This is a genomic window from Shewanella sp. HL-SH2, assembly GCF_051164935.1.
Taxonomy (GTDB): Bacteria; Pseudomonadota; Gammaproteobacteria; order Enterobacterales; family Shewanellaceae; genus Shewanella; species Shewanella glacialimarina.
In genome coordinates, this window is the sequence record NZ_CP195035.1 from 2,440,977 (window position 1) to 2,462,067 (window position 21,091).

Genomic DNA, 21,091 nt, shown 5'->3' on the forward strand with positions numbered 1-21,091 from the left:
CGACAGAATTAGTCGTTGAATCGGCTAATTCTGTTTATTATTCATCCACTCTTAATCATTCCTTAATTCAAGCGATTAAATCCTATTCACATTCAATTGAGCTTATGGTGTACTCAGTGCATAATCACTGATAACACAGACTAATTCTGTTATATTCTGTACTATTAATCTCTCTCATTTTTTATGGATGATTCCTTTGACTCAGGGAAACAATTTAAAAACACTCAGTGGACTGCAGCGACTGCTTGAAGGCGGTTTAATTCTTTGCTGTATGGTCGCCACCTACATTTTGTTGGCGTTATCTAGCTTTAGCCCTAATGATCCGGGTTGGAGCCAATCGCATTTTCAAGGTGAAATACACAATTGGACCGGCGCTGTTGGCGCATGGACTGCTGATGTTTTATTTTATTTTTTTGGTTTTATCGCCTATACCATTCCGGTCATAATTGCTGCCACCGGTTGGTTCTTTTTTAACCGCTCACATCGATTGCTAGAAGTCGATTATTTTTCTGTAGGTCTTCGTATTATCGGTTTCATGTTAATGGTACTTGCGCTGGCTGCTATGGTGAGCATGAATGTCGATGATATCTATGTATTTTCTGCTGGTGGTGTAGCGGGTGATGTCATCAGTCAAGCCATGTTGCCTTATTTTAGTATATTGGGTACCACGTTATTATTACTGTGTTTTATTGGTGCGGGATTTACCCTCGCCACAGGAATTAGCTGGCTAACGATTATTGAATTGCTTGGCCGTGGCGTTATTTGGTTAGCAAAGAAGATATGGCAATTACCGCAAGTGTTCAAACGTGAACGTGAAACCGAAGATACACGTGGTTTTATGTCTGTTGTAGATAAGTTTAAACAACGCCGTGACAGTGGGTTTGACGATGAGTTGTCACATTCTTTTACCGCTAATATTGATGAAAAGAAAACTGCTTCATCACGAAATATCCAAAGCTTACTTAAAGCAGATAAATCACATTCTGAATTAAAGCAAACAACTTCTAATGTATTTGATGCTGATGAGTCATCAACTGATGAAGATAGTCCAACACCAACAATAGAGAAAAAGCGCAGTATTTTTAGTCGTAAAATAAAACCTGAGCCGCTTGAGCCTAAAGTTGAGTCTGAAATAAATGAAGATGACGATGATGAACGCTTGGAACCTAAAATGTTCCAACAGGACATTAATGATTTAGACCCGTCTTTTACCTCTTGGTCTGAAGACGATGAAGTCAGAACCCCGAGTTTTTCGGCTATTGATGATTTGGATGATGATCTTGACGATGATTTAGATGAATCTAATGATGACATCGAATTTGCACCAGTACATTCTACTGGCGCGTTAGTTGCTCAACAGCAACCTAAAAAAGAAGCCAAAATTGTAGATGGTATTGTGCTTATTGATGGTCAAACACTTCAACAAGCCAAAAAACCGATGACTTTATTGCCCAGTATCAGTTTATTAGATGTGCCAGATAGAAAGAAAAACCCGATTAGTGAAGAAGAATTAGAGCAAGTTGCGCGATTAGTGGAAATGAAGTTAGCCGATTTTAATATTATCGCTAACGTTGTAGGTGTGTATCCTGGCCCTGTTGTGACACGTTTTGAACTCGAACTTGCACCGGGAGTGAAGGCCTCAAAAATCACTAATTTGTCAAAAGATTTAGCGCGCTCATTATTGTCAGAAAATGTCCGTGTTGTGGAAGTTATTCCAGGTAAAGCCTATGTCGGTATAGAGTTACCTAACAAGTTCCGTGAAACTGTTTACATGCGCGATGTATTAGACAGCGATGCTTTTAGAGACAGTAAATCAACCTTATCTATGGTGCTCGGCCAGGATATTTCCGGCGAGCCTGTCATTGTCGATTTAGGTAAGATGCCACACCTATTGGTAGCGGGTACCACAGGCTCGGGTAAATCAGTAGGCGTAAACGTGATGATCACCAGCTTATTGTATAAGTCTGGTCCTGATGACGTGCGCTTTATTATGATCGACCCTAAGATGCTTGAATTGTCAGTTTATGAAGGCATCCCACACTTACTGTGTGAAGTGGTAACCGATATGAAAGAAGCCGCCAATGCACTGCGTTGGTGTGTGGGCGAAATGGAACGTCGTTATAAATTGATGTCGGCTTTAGGGGTGCGTAATTTAAAAGGTTACAACATCAAAATTAAAGAAGCCGCAGCCAGAGGGGAATATATTCCGGATCCACTTTGGAAGCAGTCTGAAAGCATGTTAGATGAAGCACCGCCATTAGACAAATTACCTGCAATTGTCGTTGTGGTAGATGAGTTTGCTGACATGATTATGATAGTGGGTAAAAAAGTGGAAGAGCTTATTGCTCGTATCGCCCAAAAAGCTCGAGCTGCAGGTATTCATCTTATTTTGGCTACCCAGCGCCCATCTGTAGATGTTATTACTGGTTTGATTAAAGCTAATATACCGACTCGAATCGCATTCCAGGTATCGTCTCGAATAGACTCAAGAACCATTTTAGATCAACAGGGGGCCGAAACGTTATTAGGTATGGGCGATATGTTGTATTTACCACCAGGTACTAGCGTGCCAAACCGTGTTCATGGTGCTTTTATTGATGACCATGAAGTTCATAAAGTGGTTGCAGATTGGTGTGAACGCGGTAAGCCTCAATATGTTCAAGAAATTTTGAATGGTATCTCAGATGGAGAACAAGTGCTGTTACCTGGTGAGACCGGTGACTCAGATGATGAGTTAGATGCACTTTATGATGATGCGGTTGCGTTTGTCACAGAAACTCGACGAGGCTCTATTTCAAGTGTGCAACGTAAATTCAAAATTGGTTATAACCGAGCAGCACGAATTATTGAATCAATGGAAGCGCAAGGGATTGTTAGCTCACAAGGGCATAACGGAAATCGTGAAGTTTTGGCGCCACCGCCACCAAGAAATTAGTAGGAATTTTTATGCTATTTATGCGTACGACCATGATTTCAATGACAGTAATGGCTTTATTAAGCAGCCACAGTGTAATGGCTGACGATGCCAATTCATTGCGAGCCAAGCTCACTAATATTGACAACTTACATGCTAAGTTTGAGCAAAAAGTAACGGATGTAAATCAAAAACTTATTCAGTCAGGTAGCGGAATATTTGCTTTGTCGTACCCGAATAAATTTTACTGGCACTTAACTGAGCCTGATGAATCATTGATTGTAGCCGATGGTCTTAGTGTATGGGTATATAACCCATTTGCAGAGGAAGTCACTGTGATGGATGTATCACAAGCTGTCGATGCTTCTCCTATAGCGCTGTTAGTTCATCGTGATGAAGCAACATGGTCGCAATATAATGTCACCAAAACGGCTGGCAAAGCTGAGTGTTTTGATATTTCCTCTAAAGAAGCCCGTGGTAATGTTGTGGCGGTAGCTGTGTGTTTTAAAGGTAAGCAACTGTTGGCGTTTGATTTAACCGATGAGCAAGGCAATTTAAGTCAGTTTATGCTGACAGAGCAACGTCCTGTTTCGCCATCTGAAAAAACGTTATTTAAGTTTGCCATTCCTGAAAATGTTGATATTGACGATCAACGTTTAAAGCAGATCCAATAACTGAAGGTGGCAAATCTCGGTTTTGATTTCGCGCCTGATTTTCGCCCACTTGCGGCAAGAATGCGGCCGCGTGAAATTAGCGAATACATAGGCCAAAAACATCTATTAGGTGAAGGGCAACCCTTACGTAAAGCCTTAGAGGCAAATCGTGCCCATTCTATGTTGTTGTGGGGGCCACCTGGGACCGGTAAAACCACCTTAGCCGAAATTATTGCCCATTATGCCAATGCTCACGTTGAGCGTATTTCTGCGGTAACATCAGGTGTAAAAGACATCCGTGCTGCAATTGAACAAGCTAAAGCGATAGCCCAAAGCCGTGGACAACGCACCTTATTGTTTGTTGATGAAGTACATCGATTTAATAAAAGTCAGCAGGATGCATTTTTGCCTTTTATTGAAGATGGTACGGTGATTTTTATTGGCGCAACCACTGAAAACCCCTCTTTTGAAATCAATAATGCCTTATTATCTCGTGCGCGTGTTTATCTCATTAATCGGTTAACTGATGATGAAATTATTCAAATAGCGCAACAAGCATTAATGGATAATGAGCGCGGTTTGGGTAAAAGACAACTTGAATTGCCTAGTTTAGTCGCTAAGTCATTGGCGCAAATATGTGATGGCGATGCCCGAAAAGCGCTAAATTTAATCGAGTTAATGAGCGATCTGGTAATCGATAAAGGTCAATTCAGCCTTGATATGCTTACTCAAGTAGCCGGTCATCAAGTGGCAGGTTATGACAAAAATGGCGATCAGTTTTACGATTTAATCTCAGCGGTTCATAAATCGGTTCGTGGCTCCGCCCCTGATGCCGCTTTATACTGGTTCTGCCGTATTCTAGAGGGGGGCGGTGATCCTTTGTATGTTGCTAGGCGATTATTAGCCATTGCATCTGAAGATATTGGTAATGCCGACCCGATGGCAATGACAGTTGCATTAAATGCCTGGGATTGCTTTCATCGCTTAGGTCCTGCTGAAGGTGAGCGTGCTATAGCCCAAGCGGTACTTTATTTAGCCAGCGCGCCAAAAAGTAATGCTGTTTACACCGCATTTAAACAGGCCAGAGAGCTTGCAAAACAAACTGGGCATGAACCTGTGCCCAATCATTTACGTAATGCTCCTACCAAATTAATGAAAGATATTGGCTATGGTCAAGAATACCGCTACGCCCATGATGAACCTGACGCATTTGCTGCGGGAGAGAATTATTTCCCAGAATCTTTACTCGACAGTCATTTTTATCAACCAACAGACCGTGGTTTTGAAAAGCGTATACAAGATAAATTAGCCAACCTTGAGCAACGTAATCGCCAAAGTGAGCACAAACGCTATGACTAATATTCTATTTGTTGCGTTAGGTGGGTCAATAGGTGCTGTTTTACGTTATCTTATTTCAATTTTTATGATCCAAGTATTTGGAAGCAGTTTTCCTTTTGGTACACTGTTGGTCAATGTATTAGGATCGTTTCTAATGGGAATAGTTTATGCCTTAGGGCAACTGAGCCATTTAAGCCCTGAAGTAAAGTCACTTGTTGGTGTTGGCTTACTTGGGGCATTAACTACCTTTTCTACTTTCTCCAATGAAACCTTATTGCTAATGCAGCAGGGTTTATGGTTTAAAAGTATGCTTAATGTGTTGCTGAATGTATCACTGTGTTTATTCATGGTGTATGTAGGTCAGCAGCTGATTTTTTCACGCGTTTAACTAAAAAGAACTAACAACATGCTAGATCCAAAATTTTTGCGTAACGAACTAGAAGTCACAGCTGAGCGTTTAGCTGCCCGAGGTTTTACTTTGGATGTAAAACACTTATCCACATTAGAAGACAAGCGCAAAACGCTACAAGTCGAAACAGAAGAGTTACAAGCTTCTCGTAACGCGATTTCTAAGTCGATAGGCCAAGCAAAAGCTCGTGGTGAAGATACCAGTTCGATCATGGCGCAAGTAGGTGATTTAGGTGCCCAGTTAGATGCTAAAAAGACCGAATTAACCGCGTTATTGCAAGAGTTAAACTTAATTGCAATGAGTTTACCTAACTTACCTGACGATGCTGTCCCACAAGGTGCAGATGAAAATGACAACGTAGAAGTGAGACGTTGGGGTACACCTAAATCGTTTGATTTTGAAGTTAAAGATCACCTTGATTTAGGCGAAGCACTCCAAGGTCTAGATTTTAAAAATGCGGTCAAAATTACTGGTTCGCGCTTTATTGTGATGAAAGGTCAAATCGCGCGTTTAAATCGTGCTCTTGGTCAATTCATGCTTGATACCCATACTAGTAAACATGGTTATACCGAAGCCTATGTGCCGTTATTAGTCAATGAAGATAGCTTACTGGGCACAGGTCAGTTGCCTAAGTTTGGTGAAGACTTATTCCACACCAAGCCAGCAACTGAAGAAGCACAAAGCTTATCTTTGATCCCAACAGCCGAAGTCCCGCTAACTAACTTGGTGCGTGACACGATTGTTGATGAAGCCGAATTACCGATAAAAATGACGGCCTTAACAGCGTGTTTCAGAAGTGAAGCAGGCTCATACGGTCGTGATACCCGAGGTTTAATTCGTCAGCACCAATTTGATAAAGTTGAATTAGTGCAAATTGTTCACCCAGACCATTCAATGACCGCATTAGATGAGTTAACTAAACATGCTGAAAGCATTTTAGAAGCGCTCGAACTACCTTACCGTACAGTTGTATTGTGTACTGGTGACATGGGCTTTGGCGCAAGTAAAACATTCGACATTGAAGTGTGGTTACCTGCCCAAAATACTTACCGTGAAATCTCTTCTTGTTCAAACATGAAGGACTTCCAAGCGCGTCGCATGCAGGCTAGATATCGTAATAAAGTGGATAACAAGCCTGCCTTATTACATACATTAAATGGGTCTGGTTTAGCGGTTGGACGTACTTTAGTGGCAGTATTAGAAAACTATCAAAATGCAGATGGTACTATTACAGTGCCTGCAGTATTGCGTCCATATATGGGTGGTTTAGCCGTTATTGGTTAACAGATACAATTAATCCTCAGTAATCATTAATGAGATGGTTATTGGGGGTAAGTGCTTGGGAAAGTACGACTATGGCGCCTAGGCGTAATGATAATAATAAAAGTAGAATCTACTCGTTAGTGATGTTGTTTTTCGGTGCGTTAGTAATGTTTCAATTTGCTCAAGCACTTTTCATTGTTATTGAAAATAGCTTCAAACTTTAAAGTCAAAATATAAAAGCCTCTTTGATAAATCAATGAGGCTTTTTTTGTTATTTTTTAACATATTCAACTGAAGTAAAAAGGTAAGAAACTATAAAGCGGCATATAATTACAAGATTTTGTATCCTATGCATCGAGTTTTTTAGAAAGTTACTCTGTTAAAGTTGCATTCAGTTAAGAGTAACTTATTAAGAATATAAAGTGTGCTTATATCAAATGCGCATTGCAAATAGGATAACGTAAACTAGGTTCTTAATGCAGTATCATGATCGGCCGTCACACCTAAATCGGTTAATAATCCATTATTAATACTATAAATCCAGCCATGAACAGAGACATTTTGACCTCTATCCCAAGCTTCCTGGACTATTGTGGATGTGGTGACGTTAGCCACTTGCTCGATGACGTTTAGCTCACAAAGACGGTCAAAACGCGCGGTTTCATTTAAACCGGTTAATTCATCTTGATGAATGCGATGGATGTCGCGTAAATGGCCTAACCAGTTATCAATTAAACCAAGACGTTGATTTTGCATAGCCGCCTTTACGCCACCACAACCATAATGCCCAACGACCATAATATGCTTAACTTTTAAAACATCTACCGCATATTGTAAGACGGATAAACAGTTAAGATCGGTATGGATTACCATATTGGCAATATTACGATGGACGAAGACTTCACCCGGCATTAAATCAATAATTTGATTGGATGGAACACGGCTGTCGGAACACCCAATCCAAAGGTATTCAGGATTCTGTTGATTGGCCAGTTTTTGGAAAAAGGTTGGATCTTCTTGATTAATACGCTCAGCCCAGCGGCGGTTATTATCAAATAAAGGTTTTAACAGTTTCATAAAGTGTCACATATCATTGTTAAGTATAGATATGCTGATTGCCTAGGTGTAATTTTATAACGAGTATATCAGTAAAACACGCTGATCTGGTCTATCCAATTAACCAATAATCTGTTTGATTGATAGAATTGTTAATTTTTAAAAAAAAGGCGAAGTAAAATAATTACTTCGCCTTTAAAAAATGTAACAAGCCTGATTTACTTATCTTGAGCTGGGCTCCACTCTTGCCATTCTTTATCCATGCTGTTTTGTAGCAAAAACTCAGTTGAAGGTGAAATCTTATTTACAGCTGTTGTGATGTCTTTAGTCACCACTGAAATTCCTCCTGAGAGTAGCGTTTCAAGTGAACCCGTTTCAATTTGTGCCCCAGAAAAAATACCAACCTCAAGTTTAATTCCTGATGCATCCCAAAACTGACTGCTGGTATTAACAAGGTGAGCATACTCTTGACGGATATGAGCAAACATAGTGACTTGTTGGCCTGTACTTGATAGCTCGTAAGCATCGATTTGGCCGATGGCTATGCCTCTGAAAAATAGAGGCGTGCCGACTTTGATTGACCCCAATTGATTATCGATTAAGGTAAAGCTAACGGCATCTTTTGGGCGGTTTGCATCATAGCGAACAGCCATTTTTGCTTCAAACTGGTCGCTAGTAATATTAGATGTCCCCGGCAATACACCAATGTACGCACCCGTGATTAGCGTATCAACATTTTTTATACCAGCAAGCGAGATTTGTGCTTCAACAACAAAATATTCAGAGTCTTGTTTACTAAAGTGCTTAGCATATTCTCCATATAAATAAGCAGTAGCATGCTGTTGAGATAAATCCTTAGTTAATTTAACTTGTTTCACTTCACCTATTTGATGGCCACGGAAACGGATAGGGGAGTTAGGTTCAATTTTAGCATTGGCGGGTAAAACAATAGCAATTGGTTTTGCCTGGGTTAAGGCTAAATGTTGATTGTCAAAAAGTTGATTATTAAATACTATCTTGGTTTGTGTCGATAACGTTTTAGTATCAACTGATTCAAACAGCTCATCATCAATAAAACCGAGTGAAATACTGCCTTTAATTGCCCCTGCAAGCGGTGCTACATCAATTTGCACTCCCGCCAAACTTGCATTCACTGTCACAGCATCATTACGCCAAAATACCGTTTTAGGTTGCAGTAACTGCTTAAACTGCTGTTCAATAGATAAATGCAGTGCAAATAAATCTTCTTTAGCTTGCCACTCAATTTTTATAATGTGACCAATAGGCATTTTTTTATAATAAATGGGTGCGCCTTCACTTAAGCCTGCACCATCTTGGCTAATAACAGTCAATTTAAGTTTTTGTTGTTCAGCAAATAACTGCTGTGCAGAATCGATACTATTATAAATGGTAAATGCGCTACCTGACTTGACGGTCTCCTTAGCTCGACTGGGAACTAATGTTATCGCTCCTTCAAGTAATGTTGTTAAATCACGTGTTTCAAATTTAACTCCATCTAAGGATGCGTCTAATTTGATTGCCTGTTCACTTACAAAAAAACTGCCCTGAGTGATAAGTGATTTAAATTCGGGGTAAATCTCAGCCTGATACTTAACCGCACTAAAATCTTCAGTCAATTGGGTCGAAATAATTTTTCCTATTGGTAGTTGTTTATACCTGACCTGTGCTCCAATACTCATACCAGTGTGTGAGTCTGATGTTAAGTTTATTAATAACTTCTGCTGTTTAAGTAGATCTGGAGCCTGGGTTTCAAGCGGGTAACTTGACGGTATTGCTGCAGTGGAAGTGCCTGGTAAAATATTAATCACATTGCCTGTCACTAAGCGTGATAGATTCTTCACACCAGCAAAAGAAATATCCGCACCGGCAATCCAAAATCGAGAATCCGCTGCTAATAATGAGCGATATTGCAATTCAATTGCAGCTTGTAACGTTACTCCTGTGTCAGTTAAAGCAAGTTTTTCAACTTTACCGACAGTAACGCCTCTATAAACCAAGCTCGCGTTTTCGCTAATATCCTCGGCATTCTGTAAGTGCAGATTAAATACTAAGCCGCCGTTAGCATGCTCTTCGTCTTCAAATAAACTAAAAATATCCCCATTCTCAGCTTGAGTGGTTTCACTGCCGGTATTAAAACTAATGCCACCTGCTAAAATTGAAGCAAGACTTTCGGTATTGATTTTGACCCCAGATAGTGAGGCATCAATACTGAGGCCTGATGCATTCCAAAAACGAGAGTCAGAGTGCACTAAATGCGAATATTGCTCCTGAATAAAGGCGCTAATAATAACATTTGAGCTACCTGATAATCGATAACCTACAATACTACCAACAGGTATTTGTCGATAAAAGATAGATGAACCTACGTCAATAGAGCCAAGCTTATCGGTATGAAGTTCAATAACCATGCCTTCACTACCAGGAGTAATAGCTGGTGCCTCTCGTTGTGCTTCAAAATTAGTGCGTGATTTACCATCTCCCGGTTGAATGGCAATATAATTACCCGAAAATAGCGTTTCAAGTCCTTCAACACCAGTAATACTGGCTTTTGGTTTAACTAACCAAAACTGAGTGTTTTTGTTCAAAAAAGGATCTGCACGATAGTCCATAACGACTTTTACATTTACGCCATTAAGATCTTCATCAATGCTGACATCCGTGACTTTACCCACAGCTAACCCTTGATATTTTACTAAGGTTTTACCGATATCAATGCCTGCTGCACTCGGGAAGTGAATGTTTATTTCAACGCCGGATTCTTTAATGCTTTTTATGCCTAGCCAAGCGCCAAGTACCAAAGCAACAATAGGGAGTAACCAGATAGGAGAAAATAGTTTTTTCTTTACAACTTTTGGCGATTCAATTTGCGTCATTATGAGTTTCCAAGCGGTCCCAAAGTAAGCGAGTGTCCAGCACTTTTGCTGCGAGTTGTGTTAATAATATTACTAATGCGAAGGCGGTTGCCGCAGGAGCGGGTTTTGCATCTAATAGTTGCCCCATATTCACTAATGCCACAGTGAGTGAAATAACAAATAGATCTAACATTGACCAGCGCCCAATCCATTCAATAATGTGAAAGCCGATCATCATTTTTCGTTTAGAAATAGGGATATTAAAGCTGATGGCACATAAATACAGCCCCAGTCCGAAAATTTTAAGCCAAGGTACAAGAATACTGGCAGTAAACACAATGATGGCAATCGGGTAAAGGCCTAAATGGACAAGATGTGCAATGCCGCTAAATATTGTATCGTTAGTCACTACACCACGATTGGTTAGTAAGGTAATGGGATAAATGTTCGCTAGGACCAGCAAAACGGTTGCTGTGACTAATAAAGCCCAACTTTGTTGAATACTAGCATAATTTCGGGTGCTCAGGCGTGAATGACAGCGACTACAATTTTGCTCGGTTGTCGGATTAACTTTTTTGCACACCAAACATAAACACACCCCCATCTTCTGACCCTGAGGCGCTAATGAGGTTAATTGATTACCTTTTTCAACTTGACCTTTTTCAACTTCTGCTTGTGACAAAGTCGAATGAGTGACTTCGTTATTATCAGTCATTCACAAAACTCCACATATGCTCAAGATTATATTCACGCTGTAAAAATAGAATTGATAAGAATAATAAACAAAAGCTTAATGTTCCCATGCCGAAATAAACGTCAGAAAAGTCAGATAGCTGAAATGCCGAGACTAAAAAACTAATCACATAAATTTCGAGCATTGTTAATTGAGAAAGTAAACCATGATTTTTGAGTAGGCCGCGGAACGTTTGCTGCCAAAAAGAAGAGGTTAAATTAAACTTTATAATTAATACTTGAAATAGAATAGATAAGACTAACAACGCAGGAGCGGCAACTGCAGAGGCTATCACGGCCAAACCTACAATCCAGTATCCCTGTCCCCATACCGCTAGAGCAGATTCAAAAACGGTGGTAGTACGAATACTGCCTAAAAAGTTAATTTCAAGTACAGGTAACAAATTAGCAGGTAAAAATAAAATAAGTGAGGTGATACATAAAGCTAAAAGGCCATTTATAGAGCAATAGGGGGTGTCATACAGAGCTGTATCGCATCGCGGACACAGCGCCCTGACATTAGAAGGCAATGCGCGCTTTCGAATAACTAAATCGCATGAGCGACAAAGAATGACTGCTTTAAATAGCTTAGGCTCTGGCATTATGTTTATTATTTAAATTTTCCTTATCATTAAGCTGCTTATATTATACGACATTTAAAAATTTAATGAGCAATATCGAACAAAATCATAAAACAAGTCAATTATTATGTTGATGACTATTGCGTATTACCCTTTAACTATGTCAACCTTGGCACTGTATATAAAAACAGTGGAGATATGTTCATGGCAGTGATAACTCAATTTGTCGTGGTAAGAGAAGGGGTTGAGAAAATGACTTTCACATCGAAGAAAGAAGCCGATGCCTACGACAAAATGCTCGATATAGTCGATAATTTAGTACCATTTCTAGCTGCTTCTGATGCTAATTTAGATGACGGTACCTGCGAACAACTTGCTTTCTATTTAGCAAATAATAAAGACGAGTTAGCCAATGTACTTCGTGGTGTTGTTAAAACGGCTACACCAGCAGAAACAAAGCCAAAGAAGAAGACCGTTAAACAAGATTAATTTCAAATAATAAAAACTACTGTTAACCTATGGGTTAAATTAGTTAAAGTAATATTTTGGGATCAAGGAATTACAATGAAAGTTGAGTTTTATCGCACGTTAACTCGTCAAGTGGAAGCCTTAATGGCAGGTGAGGACGATATTGTTGCTGCAATGGCAAATTTTTCAGCATTAATAAACGACAATCTTGATGATTTAAACTGGGCCGGTTTTTATATCACTAAAGATGAGCAACTTGTACTTGGTCCGTTTCAAGGTAAAGTTGCTTGTACCCGAATACCCTGGGGTAAAGGTGTTTGCGGTACTGCCGCGGCACTAAATCAGACCCAAAGAGTAGCCGATGTACATCAGTTTGAAGGACATATTGCCTGTGACTCGGCCAGTAATTCAGAAATCGTTGTACCTGTTCGCCAAAATGGTAAGGTCATTGCGGTACTTGATATAGACAGCCCATCACTCAATCGTTTTGACCAAGATGATCAAGATGGGATTGAATTACTGGTAAAACAGTTTGAAACTTGCCTATTTGATTAAATTGCAGGCAAAAAATAGTAAATGATTGTCGCAATCGCTGCTGTGAGCTTTATAATAGCCTGCTTGAGCATTCACATATCTGTGAAAAGCCAAATAGATGCTAGTGTAAATAGCTGAAAATTTGTTAGAGTTTGTTTCAGAGGCTTTAGCAGAACGGCTGTTAATGCTAATTTGTAGGCTAAGTGTCAGTAAACTGAAAATCTTAGCAAAAGATGAACGACTACAGGCTTATTTATATCTGCCGATTTAGTCCCCTTATTTAACGTGGAAGTAAAAATGGAATCAACAGACAAGTTGACCGACACCAACGCAATTTTAGCGTTTTTATATGAAACCTTTCCTGCATGCTTTATTGCAGAGGGCGACACAAAGCCATTAAAAATTGGTTTATTTCAAGATTTGGCTGAACGGTTAGCTGATGATTCTAGGGTTAGTAAAACACAACTTCGTGTTGCTTTGCGTCGTTACACTAGCAGCTGGAGATACCTTAAAGGTGTTCAAGTTGGCGTGCAGCGTGTTGATTTAGACGGCAATGATTGTGGCGCTTTAGAGCAAGAGCATATTGATCATGCTCAAGCCACGTTGAAAGAGAGCCAAGACAAAGCCAAAGCTAAACGTCAAGCTCAAGCGCCTAAGCCTGCTGCTAAAAAGCCTGCTAAGAAAGTGGCTCCTAAAGCTCGACCAGAAGCTAAAAAAGAGCGTCCTGTTAAAGTAGCTGCGCCGGTTGTTAATCTAGTACCTGCAAAAATGGAAGACCTATCTACCAACCAACGTGTAAACGTGAAGTTAGGTGCATCGCCAGTTGCTGGAACGATTACCGACATTAAGAAAGAAGATGTCCATGTTCAGTTAGATTCTGGCTTGAGCATCAAAGTACGTGTAGCCCACATACTATTATAAAAATCAAAGGAGTAACTTGTTGATGCGAAAACTTACATTGGCCGCGTCAATTGCTTGTGCATTCGTCGGATTTTCTGCATGGGCAATTTCACCAACGATTCAAATCAGCGAGTTACCCAAACTAGCCCAAGAGCCTCAACATCAGGCTGCGAGTAAACGAGTAACAAATTTGTTTACTCGTGCGCATTATCATCGTTTCGACCTTGATGATGCTTTTTCAGAGCAGATATACGCACGATTTTTAGAGCAACTCGATTATCGCCGCAATGTATTGACTCAAGCAGATATTAATAACTTTGACCAATTTAAAAGTCAGTTTGATGACATGGTAAAAGCAGGTGATATATCACCTGCATATAAAATGTTTGATTTACTACAGACTCGTCGTTATGAACGTTTTGCCTATGCATTGACACTTCTACAAACAGAATTCGATTTTGCAAAAGAAGATGACGCTTATGAATTCGATCGTAAAGATTCTGCATGGCCAAAAGATGACGCTGAGCTTAATGAGTTATGGCGTCAACGTGTTAAATATGATGCGTTAAATCTTAAGTTAACGGGCAAAAAATGGGATGAGATTGTTGAGATCTTAACTAAGCGATATGACAATGCGATTAAACGCCTAAGTCAAACTAATAGCGAAGATGTATTCCAAACTGTGATGAACGCCTTTGCTAGAACTGTTGAGCCGCACACCAGTTACTTATCACCACGCAATGCTGAACGCTTCCAAATGGAAATGAACCTAAGCCTTGAGGGGATTGGAGCTGTTTTACAAATGGACGATGACTACACTGTCATTAAAAGTTTGGTTGCAGGTGGCCCTGCTGCATTAAGTGAAAAGCTATCACCGGAAGATAAAATCGTTGGTGTTGGCCAAAAAGGTAAAGACATTGTTGATGTTATCGGTTGGCGTTTAGATGATGTTGTTGAACTTATTAAAGGCCCTAAAGGCAGTGAAGTTGTGCTGCAGATTTTGCCTAAAAAAGGTGGCGCCAATGCTAAACCTTTTGATGTTACTATTATTCGAGACAAAATTCGTCTAGAAGATCGTGCAGCCAATTCTAAGGTGATTGAGCCTACCACAGGTGAATTTGCTCATCGTAAAGTCGGCGTTATTCAAATTCCTGGCTTTTATATGAACCTATCTGAAGATGTAGCTAAAGAATTGGCGAAGTTGAAAGAAGCTGAAGTCGAAGGCGTGGTTATTGACTTGCGTGGCAATGGCGGTGGAGCCCTCACTGAAGCGACATTACTCACTGGTTTGTTTATCGATGCAGGACCGGTTGTGCAAATTCGTGATGCTAATGGTCGCGTAAACCAAAATAGCGATAATGATGGTAGAAGTACTTATGACGGTCCACTATCAGTGATGGTTGACCGCTACAGTGCATCAGCATCAGAGATTTTCGCTGCAGCTTTACAAGATTACGAACGAGCACTGATTGTAGGTGAATCAACATTTGGTAAGGGAACGGTTCAGCAACATAAAAGCCTAGGTCGTATTTATGATATGTATGACAAGCCAATTGGCCATGTTCAGTACACCATTGCTAAGTTTTATCGTATTAATGGCGGCAGTACCCAACTTAAGGGTGTGACTCCTGATATTTTGTTCCCAAGTGCATTAGATGCCGGTGAATATGGTGAGTCAGAAGAGAAAAATGCGCTGCCTTGGGACAAGGTTCCTGTAGCTCAATACGGGACACTTGGTAGTATATTTCCAGAATTAGTCACTCAACTTGATACCAAGCATAAGCAGCGTATAAGTGCTGACGTAGAGTTTGGTTACATCTATGAAGATATTGCAGAATTCAAAAAGCATCATAATGATAAAACAATATCTTTAGTGGAAAGTACACGGATAAAATCTCGTGAAGACGATGAAAAACGTGCATTAGACAGAACTAACAAACGTCGTGTCAGCGATGGGCTAGAGGTGGTTAAGTCTTTAGATGATATTGAAGATGACAAAGATGCTAAAGTACCTGATCCATTCTTAGATGAAACAGCCTTAATTATGCTGGATATGGTAGACGCAAAAAAGTTAGCTAAAGCACCAAGTCTCTAGCTAAAAAAATATATTAAAAACGCGCATTTGCGCGTTTTTTGTTATAAAAATATAAATTATGCAAGGAAATATAATGTCTGAAGCTCAGGTTAAGCATTTAAAAGATTATACCGCACCAACTTTTACTATTAGTCATATTGATCTGAATGTGATTTTAGACGGTGAGAATACTAAGGTGATAGCACTGAGTAAGATAACTCGTTCTCACTCACACCAATTAGATTTGATATTAGACGGTGAACAGCTCAACTTGGTTTCGGTGAAATTAAATGGTAAGGCGTGCGAATATCGTCAAACTGAAAGTCAATTAGTGGTTGTTACAGATGAGACCGAGTTTGAATTAGAAATTACGACCGCGTTAGATCCTGAAGCAAACAGCAGCCTTGAAGGCTTATATATGTCTGATGGCGCATATTGCACACAATGTGAGGCAGAAGGCTTTAGACGTATCACTTATTTCTTAGATCGCCCTGATGTGTTAGCTACCTACACAGTTCGAGTCGAAGCCGATAAAGCCCAATTCCCTTATTTATTAAGCAACGGCAACCTAATTGAAACTGGCGAAATGCCGCGTTCTGGCCGTCACTTTGTGCGTTGGCAAGACCCGTTCCCAAAACCAAGCTATTTGTTTGCATTGGTTGCAGGTGATTTTGATATGCTTGAAGATCACTTTATTACTCAGTCTGGCCGCGATGTAAAGTTACAGGTATTTGTTGATAAAGGTAATTTACATAAATCTGCTCACGCTATGGCATCACTTAAAAAATCGATGAAGTGGGATGAAGACAGATTTGGATTAGAGTACGACCTTGATATTTATATGATTGTTGCTGTTGATTTCTTCAACATGGGCGCAATGGAAAATAAAGGTCTCAATGTATTCAACACAAAGTATGTGCTTGCTGACAAAGCGAGTGCTACTGATGAGGATTATCACGGCATAGAATCTGTTGTGGGCCATGAGTATTTTCATAATTGGACTGGTAACCGTGTGACATGCCGTGATTGGTTTCAGTTGAGCCTTAAAGAAGGCTTGACTGTTTTTCGTGATCAAGAATTTAGCTCTGATATTGGTTCACGTGCCGTTAATCGTATTCAGGCCATTAAGGTTATGAAGAATCAGCAATTTGCTGAAGACTCAGGTCCTATGTCTCATCCTATTCGACCAGAATCTGTGATAGAAATGAATAATTTCTACACAGTGACTGTTTATAATAAAGGTGCTGAAGTGATTAGAATGATGCATACCATTCTTGGCGAGCAAGGTTTTCAAGCTGGAATGAAATGTTATTTTGACCGTCATGACGGGCAAGCTGTGACCTGTGATGACTTTGTCAACGCAATGGAAGATGCCAGCGGTAATGATTTACAACAGTTCCGACGTTGGTATACCCAAGCAGGCACCCCGGTAGTTGCGGTTGAAGATACATTTGATAACACAACAGGTTTATACACTTTAACGATTAAACAATCTGTTGAAAGCCAGGGAATAAAAGGTCAAAATCTACATATTCCTTTTAGCATCGAGTTAATTAATCTTGACGGTAGCTCAATTGTCAATCAAGTACTGGACGTTAAAAAATCTTCTCAACAATTTGTCTTTGAAGGATTTAGTGAGAAGCCAGTTGCTTCTCTCTTGCAAGACTTTTCAGCACCTGTGAAATTACAGTATGCATTTAACGTTGAACAATTGGTTCATATCATGCGCTTTGCTTCAAGTGAGGTGGCACGCTGGGAAGCCTCAGTTCAATTATTTAGTCAATCGGTTTGGGACAATGTTTCACAGTTAGCAGATAAGCAAGTCATGTCTGTTGACGCTGGCGTTATTGAAGCATTTCGAGGTGTAATTTTAGACCCCGCACTCGATCATGCTTTGGTTGCAGAAATATTGAATTTACCATCTGCATCCTCTCTGATCGAGCAGGTTGATAAGCTTGACTTAGATGCGTTGCAAGTGGCAAGAGAGTTCGTTGTTGAAGAAATTGCATCAGCTTGTCAAGATGAGTTACTAGCAAGATATAGACAACTCTCAGTTATTGATAACGCTGCAGAACGTGCATTTAAGAATGTGAGTTTGTTATTGCTTGCGAGTGTTTCACAAGAGTATGAGCCATTAGTAATTGAGCAATTTAACCATTCAATTAATATGACAGACAGTCTTGCTGCACTAAAGGCGGCAACTGTTGGGCAGTTTGATTGTTTAGCTGATTTATTGGGAAAATTCGAATCTACATGGCATACAACACCATTAGTGATGGATAAATGGTTTATGTTACAGGCATTATCCAATACCGATAACGTGATTGATGCTATTAAACAGTTAACGCATCACAATAGCTTCAGCTTTAGTAATCCTAATCGTATTAGATCATTAATCGGTGCTTTTGCTTCTGGTAATACTTATCAATTCCACCGCAAAGATGGCGCAGGTTATGCTTTTTTAACTGATATTTTGATTAAGCTAAATAAGACTAATCCGCAGGTAGCATCAAGAATGATTACGCCTTTGATCCAATTTGCGAAGTATGATGACGGCAGGCAGCAAATGATGAAGCAGTCATTAATGACGCTGCAGAATCTGCCTAACTTATCTAAAGACCTTTACGAGAAGGTGAATAAAGCGCTCAGTTAAACGCTAAATAAACCGAAGGGGGTTAACTCTCCCTTCTTTTTAATTTTATTTCTGAATATTATATGGAGGCCCTGTGGAGTTTTATTTTTCTATTTATATTAGCTACATAAAGTTTTCTTCATACTATCAGGGTTATAGTGATTCCGTTGCTTTAACAGATGTTAAAGGTCGACACTTGCAAATTAACGCTAAATATTTCAGACCTTTTTTGACGCTAAATGGTATTAAGGGCCAATTTAAGTTGGAGTTAGACAGTCAAGGTAGATATAAGTCACTAACCAAGTTAGAGTAATTACTTCAAACGTTTGATTTATTGATTTTGATGTTAAGCTATCAAACTAATTTTGAATAAACTACTGAAATAAAATGTATTTAATTATTTGTCATCAACTCATTTTCTGTTCCCTAAACTCAATTCAAATATAGCACTCATTCTAGTTGTAGCATTCTCGTTAACCACGTTAATTTTATTATATATTTTCTTTATTTTGGCCTTGCTCAACAAGGTTAAATACTGTAACAATGGTGTTGCCTGTGGGCTAACAAGATGTTGGTTTAAATTCCTATAACAACGATTCCAGCAGGTTACGGAGATAAGCTAAAATGAATATTGTTAAGAAAAAATTTAACAAGTCGGCAATTACTTTGGGGGTAATGTCGGCTTTGTGTTTTGGAATGAGTCAAAATGCTTCTGCTGCCTCATTTGACTGGGGCGATGTAGAAGGTACCTTCGATTCTACCTGGACTGTCGGCGCTAGCTGGCGTGTCGGTGAACGTGACTGGGAAGGTCAAATTGGTAAGGTTAATCAACCACAATTTGATTGGTCTGGTTATTCTGCATTTAGTAACACTAAATACACATCCGCTGAAATTTGGGCTGAACCAGGCTCTTATTCAAGTAATAATGATTTAAGTAATTTACTTTACTCTCAGGGTGATACTACCTCTGAAATAGTAAAGGGATTACACGAGTTATCCCTCAAATACGAAAATTATGGTCTGTTTGTCCGCGGTATGTATTTCTATGACCGTAAACTAAACGATGGTAATTATGATTTTAATGATCCATTAACGGGTAATAGTTTTGATCCATGTGCCGATGATCGTGCCTCAGAAGTGCAATGTAAAGATGTGCGCTTATTAGATGCTTTTGTTTACGCGAACTGGGATTTAAATGATGGCCAAAACCCGTTAACAGTTCGAGTTGGTAACCAGGTTGTATCTTGGGGTGAGAGTACTCTTATTGCCCATGGTATTGGTGAAATTAACCCTGTTGATTTGAATATCTTAAATGCTCCAGGTGCTGAACTTAAAGAAGCTTTCCGTCCACAAGGTATGGTTTGGGCTTCTTTAGGGCTAACTGAAAACCTAAACGTTGAAGCGTTTTATCAATACCAGTGGGAGCCAGTGTGGGTCCCTACACCAGGTTCTATTTTTGCTACCAACGATTTTGCAGGTTTTGGTGGCTACAATCAAAATGCCCAATTAGGCTTTAACTCTAATCCAGACATTAACTTAGACTTTTTAATATCTGAATATAAGAAGTTGTATACCAATGCAGCTGCTACTGGTTTTAATCCTGCAATGGCTTCAGCAATGACAGCATATTCAACTAAAGTAGCATTAATTCAAGATGAAGCGACACCAAGTGATGATGGCCAGTACGGCCTTAAACTAGGTTTTTATTCTCCTGAATTAAATGAAACAGAATTTGGTTTGTACTACATGAATTACCATAGTCGCCGTCCACTTATTAGTGGTACAGCGTCTAACTTTACCTCAGCTGGTATTGGCGGTGATTATGCTAAATTAGCCGCGAGTCAAGGTAATATTGACCGTGAATTGCTACTTAGCATGGAAACCTTTACTAAAGCACAGATTGTTTATCCAGAAGATATTCAACTATATGGATTCAGCTTTAATACTTTAGTGGGTGATACCTCTGTTGCTGGTGAAATTGCGCATCGTGTCGATGAACCTCTTCAGATTGATGACGTTGAATTGCTCTTTGCTGCTATGCCTCAACAATTGGCTAATGCAGGTATTCGTCCAGATTTAGACGGTATTTCACAAATGGATGTTGCCGCACCAGGAGCAACCGTTGATGGCTTTATTCAGCTAGATACTACTCAAGCACAAATGACACTGACACACTTATTTGGTCCTACATTAGGAACAGATAACTTAACTATGTTGGCCGAAATTGGTGGTGTGTGGATCCATGATATGCCAGGTTTTGATGAATTACGCTTAAATGGTCCTGGCACTTCGCGTTCAGGTGGCAATCCTGATATGCCAGGTATTATTCAAGCGGTTCACAATGGTCCTGAAACTAACCCATTTCCAACAGATTTTGCTTGGGGTTATCGTTTAGTGGCTAAAGCGGATTTTAATAACGTTTTTGCCGGTGTTAACATGGCGCCACGTATTATTTTCTCACATGATGTTGATGGGATTACACCAGATCCAATGTTTTTATTCACTGAAGGTAAAAAGTCAGTCGCTTTAGGGCTTAACTTTGATTATCAAAATCGTTGGGGCGTAGATTTCTCTTACAACAGCTTCTTCGGTGGTGTAGGGACAACTAACGCGATGGAAGATAGAGATTATATCTCGTTTAACGTCAAGTATTCGATTTAAAAG

16 protein-coding genes are annotated in these 21,091 nt (G+C 39.7%); 12 read left to right on the forward strand and 4 right to left on the reverse strand.

Features of this window, described 5'->3' with window-relative positions; all coding sequences use genetic code 11:
- Positions 1-196: 196 nt before the first annotated feature.
- Genes ACRWP9_RS10600 through serS form a run of 5 tightly spaced genes read left to right on the forward strand, consistent with a single transcriptional unit; the run spans position 197 to position 6,598 of the window.
- Positions 197-2,935 carry a DNA translocase FtsK 4TM domain-containing protein gene (locus tag ACRWP9_RS10600; RefSeq protein ID WP_434925987.1) on the forward strand — a complete coding sequence of 913 codons (2,739 nt, stop codon included), beginning with the start codon at positions 197-199 and terminating at the stop codon, positions 2,933-2,935.
- Between the two features lie 20 nt (positions 2,936-2,955).
- Positions 2,956-3,588, forward strand: a complete 633-nt coding sequence (gene lolA / locus ACRWP9_RS10605) for an outer membrane lipoprotein chaperone LolA (RefSeq protein ID WP_434929030.1) — start codon at positions 2,956-2,958, stop codon at positions 3,586-3,588.
- 60 nt (positions 3,589-3,648) lie between these two features.
- Positions 3,649-4,926 carry a replication-associated recombination protein A gene (locus tag ACRWP9_RS10610; protein ID WP_434929031.1) on the forward strand — a complete coding sequence of 426 codons (1,278 nt, stop codon included), beginning with the start codon at positions 3,649-3,651 and terminating at the stop codon, positions 4,924-4,926.
- The gene (gene crcB / locus ACRWP9_RS10615) at positions 4,919-5,293 is read left to right on the forward strand and encodes a fluoride efflux transporter CrcB (RefSeq protein ID WP_434925988.1); all 375 of its coding nucleotides are present in this window, start codon (positions 4,919-4,921) and stop codon (positions 5,291-5,293) included. The genes ACRWP9_RS10610 and crcB overlap by 8 nt, the downstream gene beginning before the upstream one ends.
- Positions 5,294-5,311: 18 nt before the next feature.
- Positions 5,312-6,598 (forward strand): serine--tRNA ligase, encoded by a 1,287-nt coding sequence (gene serS, locus ACRWP9_RS10620; protein ID WP_434925989.1) that lies wholly within the window; start codon positions 5,312-5,314, stop codon positions 6,596-6,598.
- Between the two features lie 444 nt (positions 6,599-7,042).
- Here the strand turns inward: serS and can are convergent, their stop codons facing one another.
- The 4 genes from can to ACRWP9_RS10640 form a co-directional block, all read right to left on the reverse strand.
- Positions 7,043-7,654, reverse strand: coding sequence for a carbonate dehydratase (can, locus tag ACRWP9_RS10625; protein WP_434925990.1), 612 nt, complete (start codon positions 7,652-7,654; stop codon positions 7,043-7,045).
- A gap of 197 nt (positions 7,655-7,851) precedes the next feature.
- A complete protein-coding gene (locus ACRWP9_RS10630; RefSeq protein WP_434925991.1) occupies positions 7,852-10,527 on the reverse strand; it encodes an MlaD family protein in 2,676 nt (891 codons plus the stop codon).
- On the reverse strand, positions 10,514-11,110 hold the full coding sequence (locus ACRWP9_RS10635) for a paraquat-inducible protein A (RefSeq protein ID WP_434929033.1): 597 nt from the start codon (positions 11,108-11,110) through the stop codon (positions 10,514-10,516). The genes ACRWP9_RS10630 and ACRWP9_RS10635 overlap by 14 nt, the downstream gene beginning before the upstream one ends.
- 103 nt (positions 11,111-11,213) lie before the next feature.
- Positions 11,214-11,840, reverse strand: coding sequence for a paraquat-inducible protein A (locus ACRWP9_RS10640; RefSeq protein WP_434925992.1), 627 nt, complete (start codon positions 11,838-11,840; stop codon positions 11,214-11,216).
- Positions 11,841-12,023: 183 nt separating this feature from the next.
- On the opposite strand from ACRWP9_RS10640, the gene ACRWP9_RS10645 reads away from it, so the two are divergent.
- The 7 genes from ACRWP9_RS10645 (at position 12,024) to ACRWP9_RS10675 (ending at position 21,088) form a co-directional block, all read left to right on the forward strand.
- Positions 12,024-12,308: a YebG family protein gene (locus ACRWP9_RS10645; protein WP_434925993.1), complete on the forward strand. Its 285-nt coding sequence runs from the start codon at positions 12,024-12,026 to the stop codon at positions 12,306-12,308.
- 75 nt (positions 12,309-12,383) lie between these two features.
- A complete protein-coding gene (locus ACRWP9_RS10650; RefSeq protein ID WP_434925994.1) occupies positions 12,384-12,842 on the forward strand; it encodes a GAF domain-containing protein in 459 nt (152 codons plus the stop codon).
- A gap of 276 nt (positions 12,843-13,118) precedes the next feature.
- A complete protein-coding gene (gene proQ, locus ACRWP9_RS10655; protein ID WP_434925995.1) occupies positions 13,119-13,742 on the forward strand; it encodes an RNA chaperone ProQ in 624 nt (207 codons plus the stop codon).
- A 22-nt stretch (positions 13,743-13,764) separates the two neighbouring features.
- Positions 13,765-15,816 carry a carboxy terminal-processing peptidase gene (gene prc / locus ACRWP9_RS10660; RefSeq protein WP_434925996.1) on the forward strand — a complete coding sequence of 684 codons (2,052 nt, stop codon included), beginning with the start codon at positions 13,765-13,767 and terminating at the stop codon, positions 15,814-15,816.
- Between the two features lie 73 nt (positions 15,817-15,889).
- Positions 15,890-18,448, forward strand: coding sequence for an aminopeptidase N (pepN, locus tag ACRWP9_RS10665; RefSeq protein ID WP_434925997.1), 2,559 nt, complete (start codon positions 15,890-15,892; stop codon positions 18,446-18,448).
- 73 nt (positions 18,449-18,521) lie between these two features.
- The gene (locus tag ACRWP9_RS10670; RefSeq protein ID WP_226410037.1) at positions 18,522-18,740 is read left to right on the forward strand and encodes a DUF2835 family protein; all 219 of its coding nucleotides are present in this window, start codon (positions 18,522-18,524) and stop codon (positions 18,738-18,740) included.
- 311 nt (positions 18,741-19,051) lie between these two features.
- Positions 19,052-21,088 (forward strand): DUF1302 domain-containing protein, encoded by a 2,037-nt coding sequence (locus ACRWP9_RS10675; RefSeq protein ID WP_434925998.1) that lies wholly within the window; start codon positions 19,052-19,054, stop codon positions 21,086-21,088.
- The last annotated feature ends 3 nt before the right edge of the window (positions 21,089-21,091 follow it).

Bases quoted from the DNA above. Each gene is read 5' to 3' on its own strand.
- ACRWP9_RS10675 (WP_434925998.1), top strand. From the start codon at position 19,052: ATGAATATTGTTAAGAAAAAATTTAACAAGTCGGCAATTACTTTGGGG.
- prc (WP_434925996.1), top strand. From the start codon at position 13,765: ATGCGAAAACTTACATTGGCCGCGTCAATTGCTTGTGCATTCGTCGGA.
- ACRWP9_RS10635 (WP_434929033.1), bottom strand. From the start codon at position 11,110: ATGGGGGTGTGTTTATGTTTGGTGTGCAAAAAAGTTAATCCGACAACC.
- ACRWP9_RS10645 (WP_434925993.1), top strand. From the start codon at position 12,024: ATGGCAGTGATAACTCAATTTGTCGTGGTAAGAGAAGGGGTTGAGAAA.
- crcB (WP_434925988.1), top strand. From the start codon at position 4,919: ATGACTAATATTCTATTTGTTGCGTTAGGTGGGTCAATAGGTGCTGTT.
- ACRWP9_RS10650 (WP_434925994.1), top strand. From the start codon at position 12,384: ATGAAAGTTGAGTTTTATCGCACGTTAACTCGTCAAGTGGAAGCCTTA.
- proQ (WP_434925995.1), top strand. From the start codon at position 13,119: ATGGAATCAACAGACAAGTTGACCGACACCAACGCAATTTTAGCGTTT.
- ACRWP9_RS10610 (WP_434929031.1), top strand. From the start codon at position 3,649: ATGCGGCCGCGTGAAATTAGCGAATACATAGGCCAAAAACATCTATTA.
- ACRWP9_RS10640 (WP_434925992.1), bottom strand. From the start codon at position 11,840: ATGCCAGAGCCTAAGCTATTTAAAGCAGTCATTCTTTGTCGCTCATGC.
- serS (WP_434925989.1), top strand. From the start codon at position 5,312: ATGCTAGATCCAAAATTTTTGCGTAACGAACTAGAAGTCACAGCTGAG.
- can (WP_434925990.1), bottom strand. From the start codon at position 7,654: ATGAAACTGTTAAAACCTTTATTTGATAATAACCGCCGCTGGGCTGAG.
- ACRWP9_RS10630 (WP_434925991.1), bottom strand. From the start codon at position 10,527: ATGACGCAAATTGAATCGCCAAAAGTTGTAAAGAAAAAACTATTTTCT.
- lolA (WP_434929030.1), top strand. From the start codon at position 2,956: ATGCGTACGACCATGATTTCAATGACAGTAATGGCTTTATTAAGCAGC.
- pepN (WP_434925997.1), top strand. From the start codon at position 15,890: ATGTCTGAAGCTCAGGTTAAGCATTTAAAAGATTATACCGCACCAACT.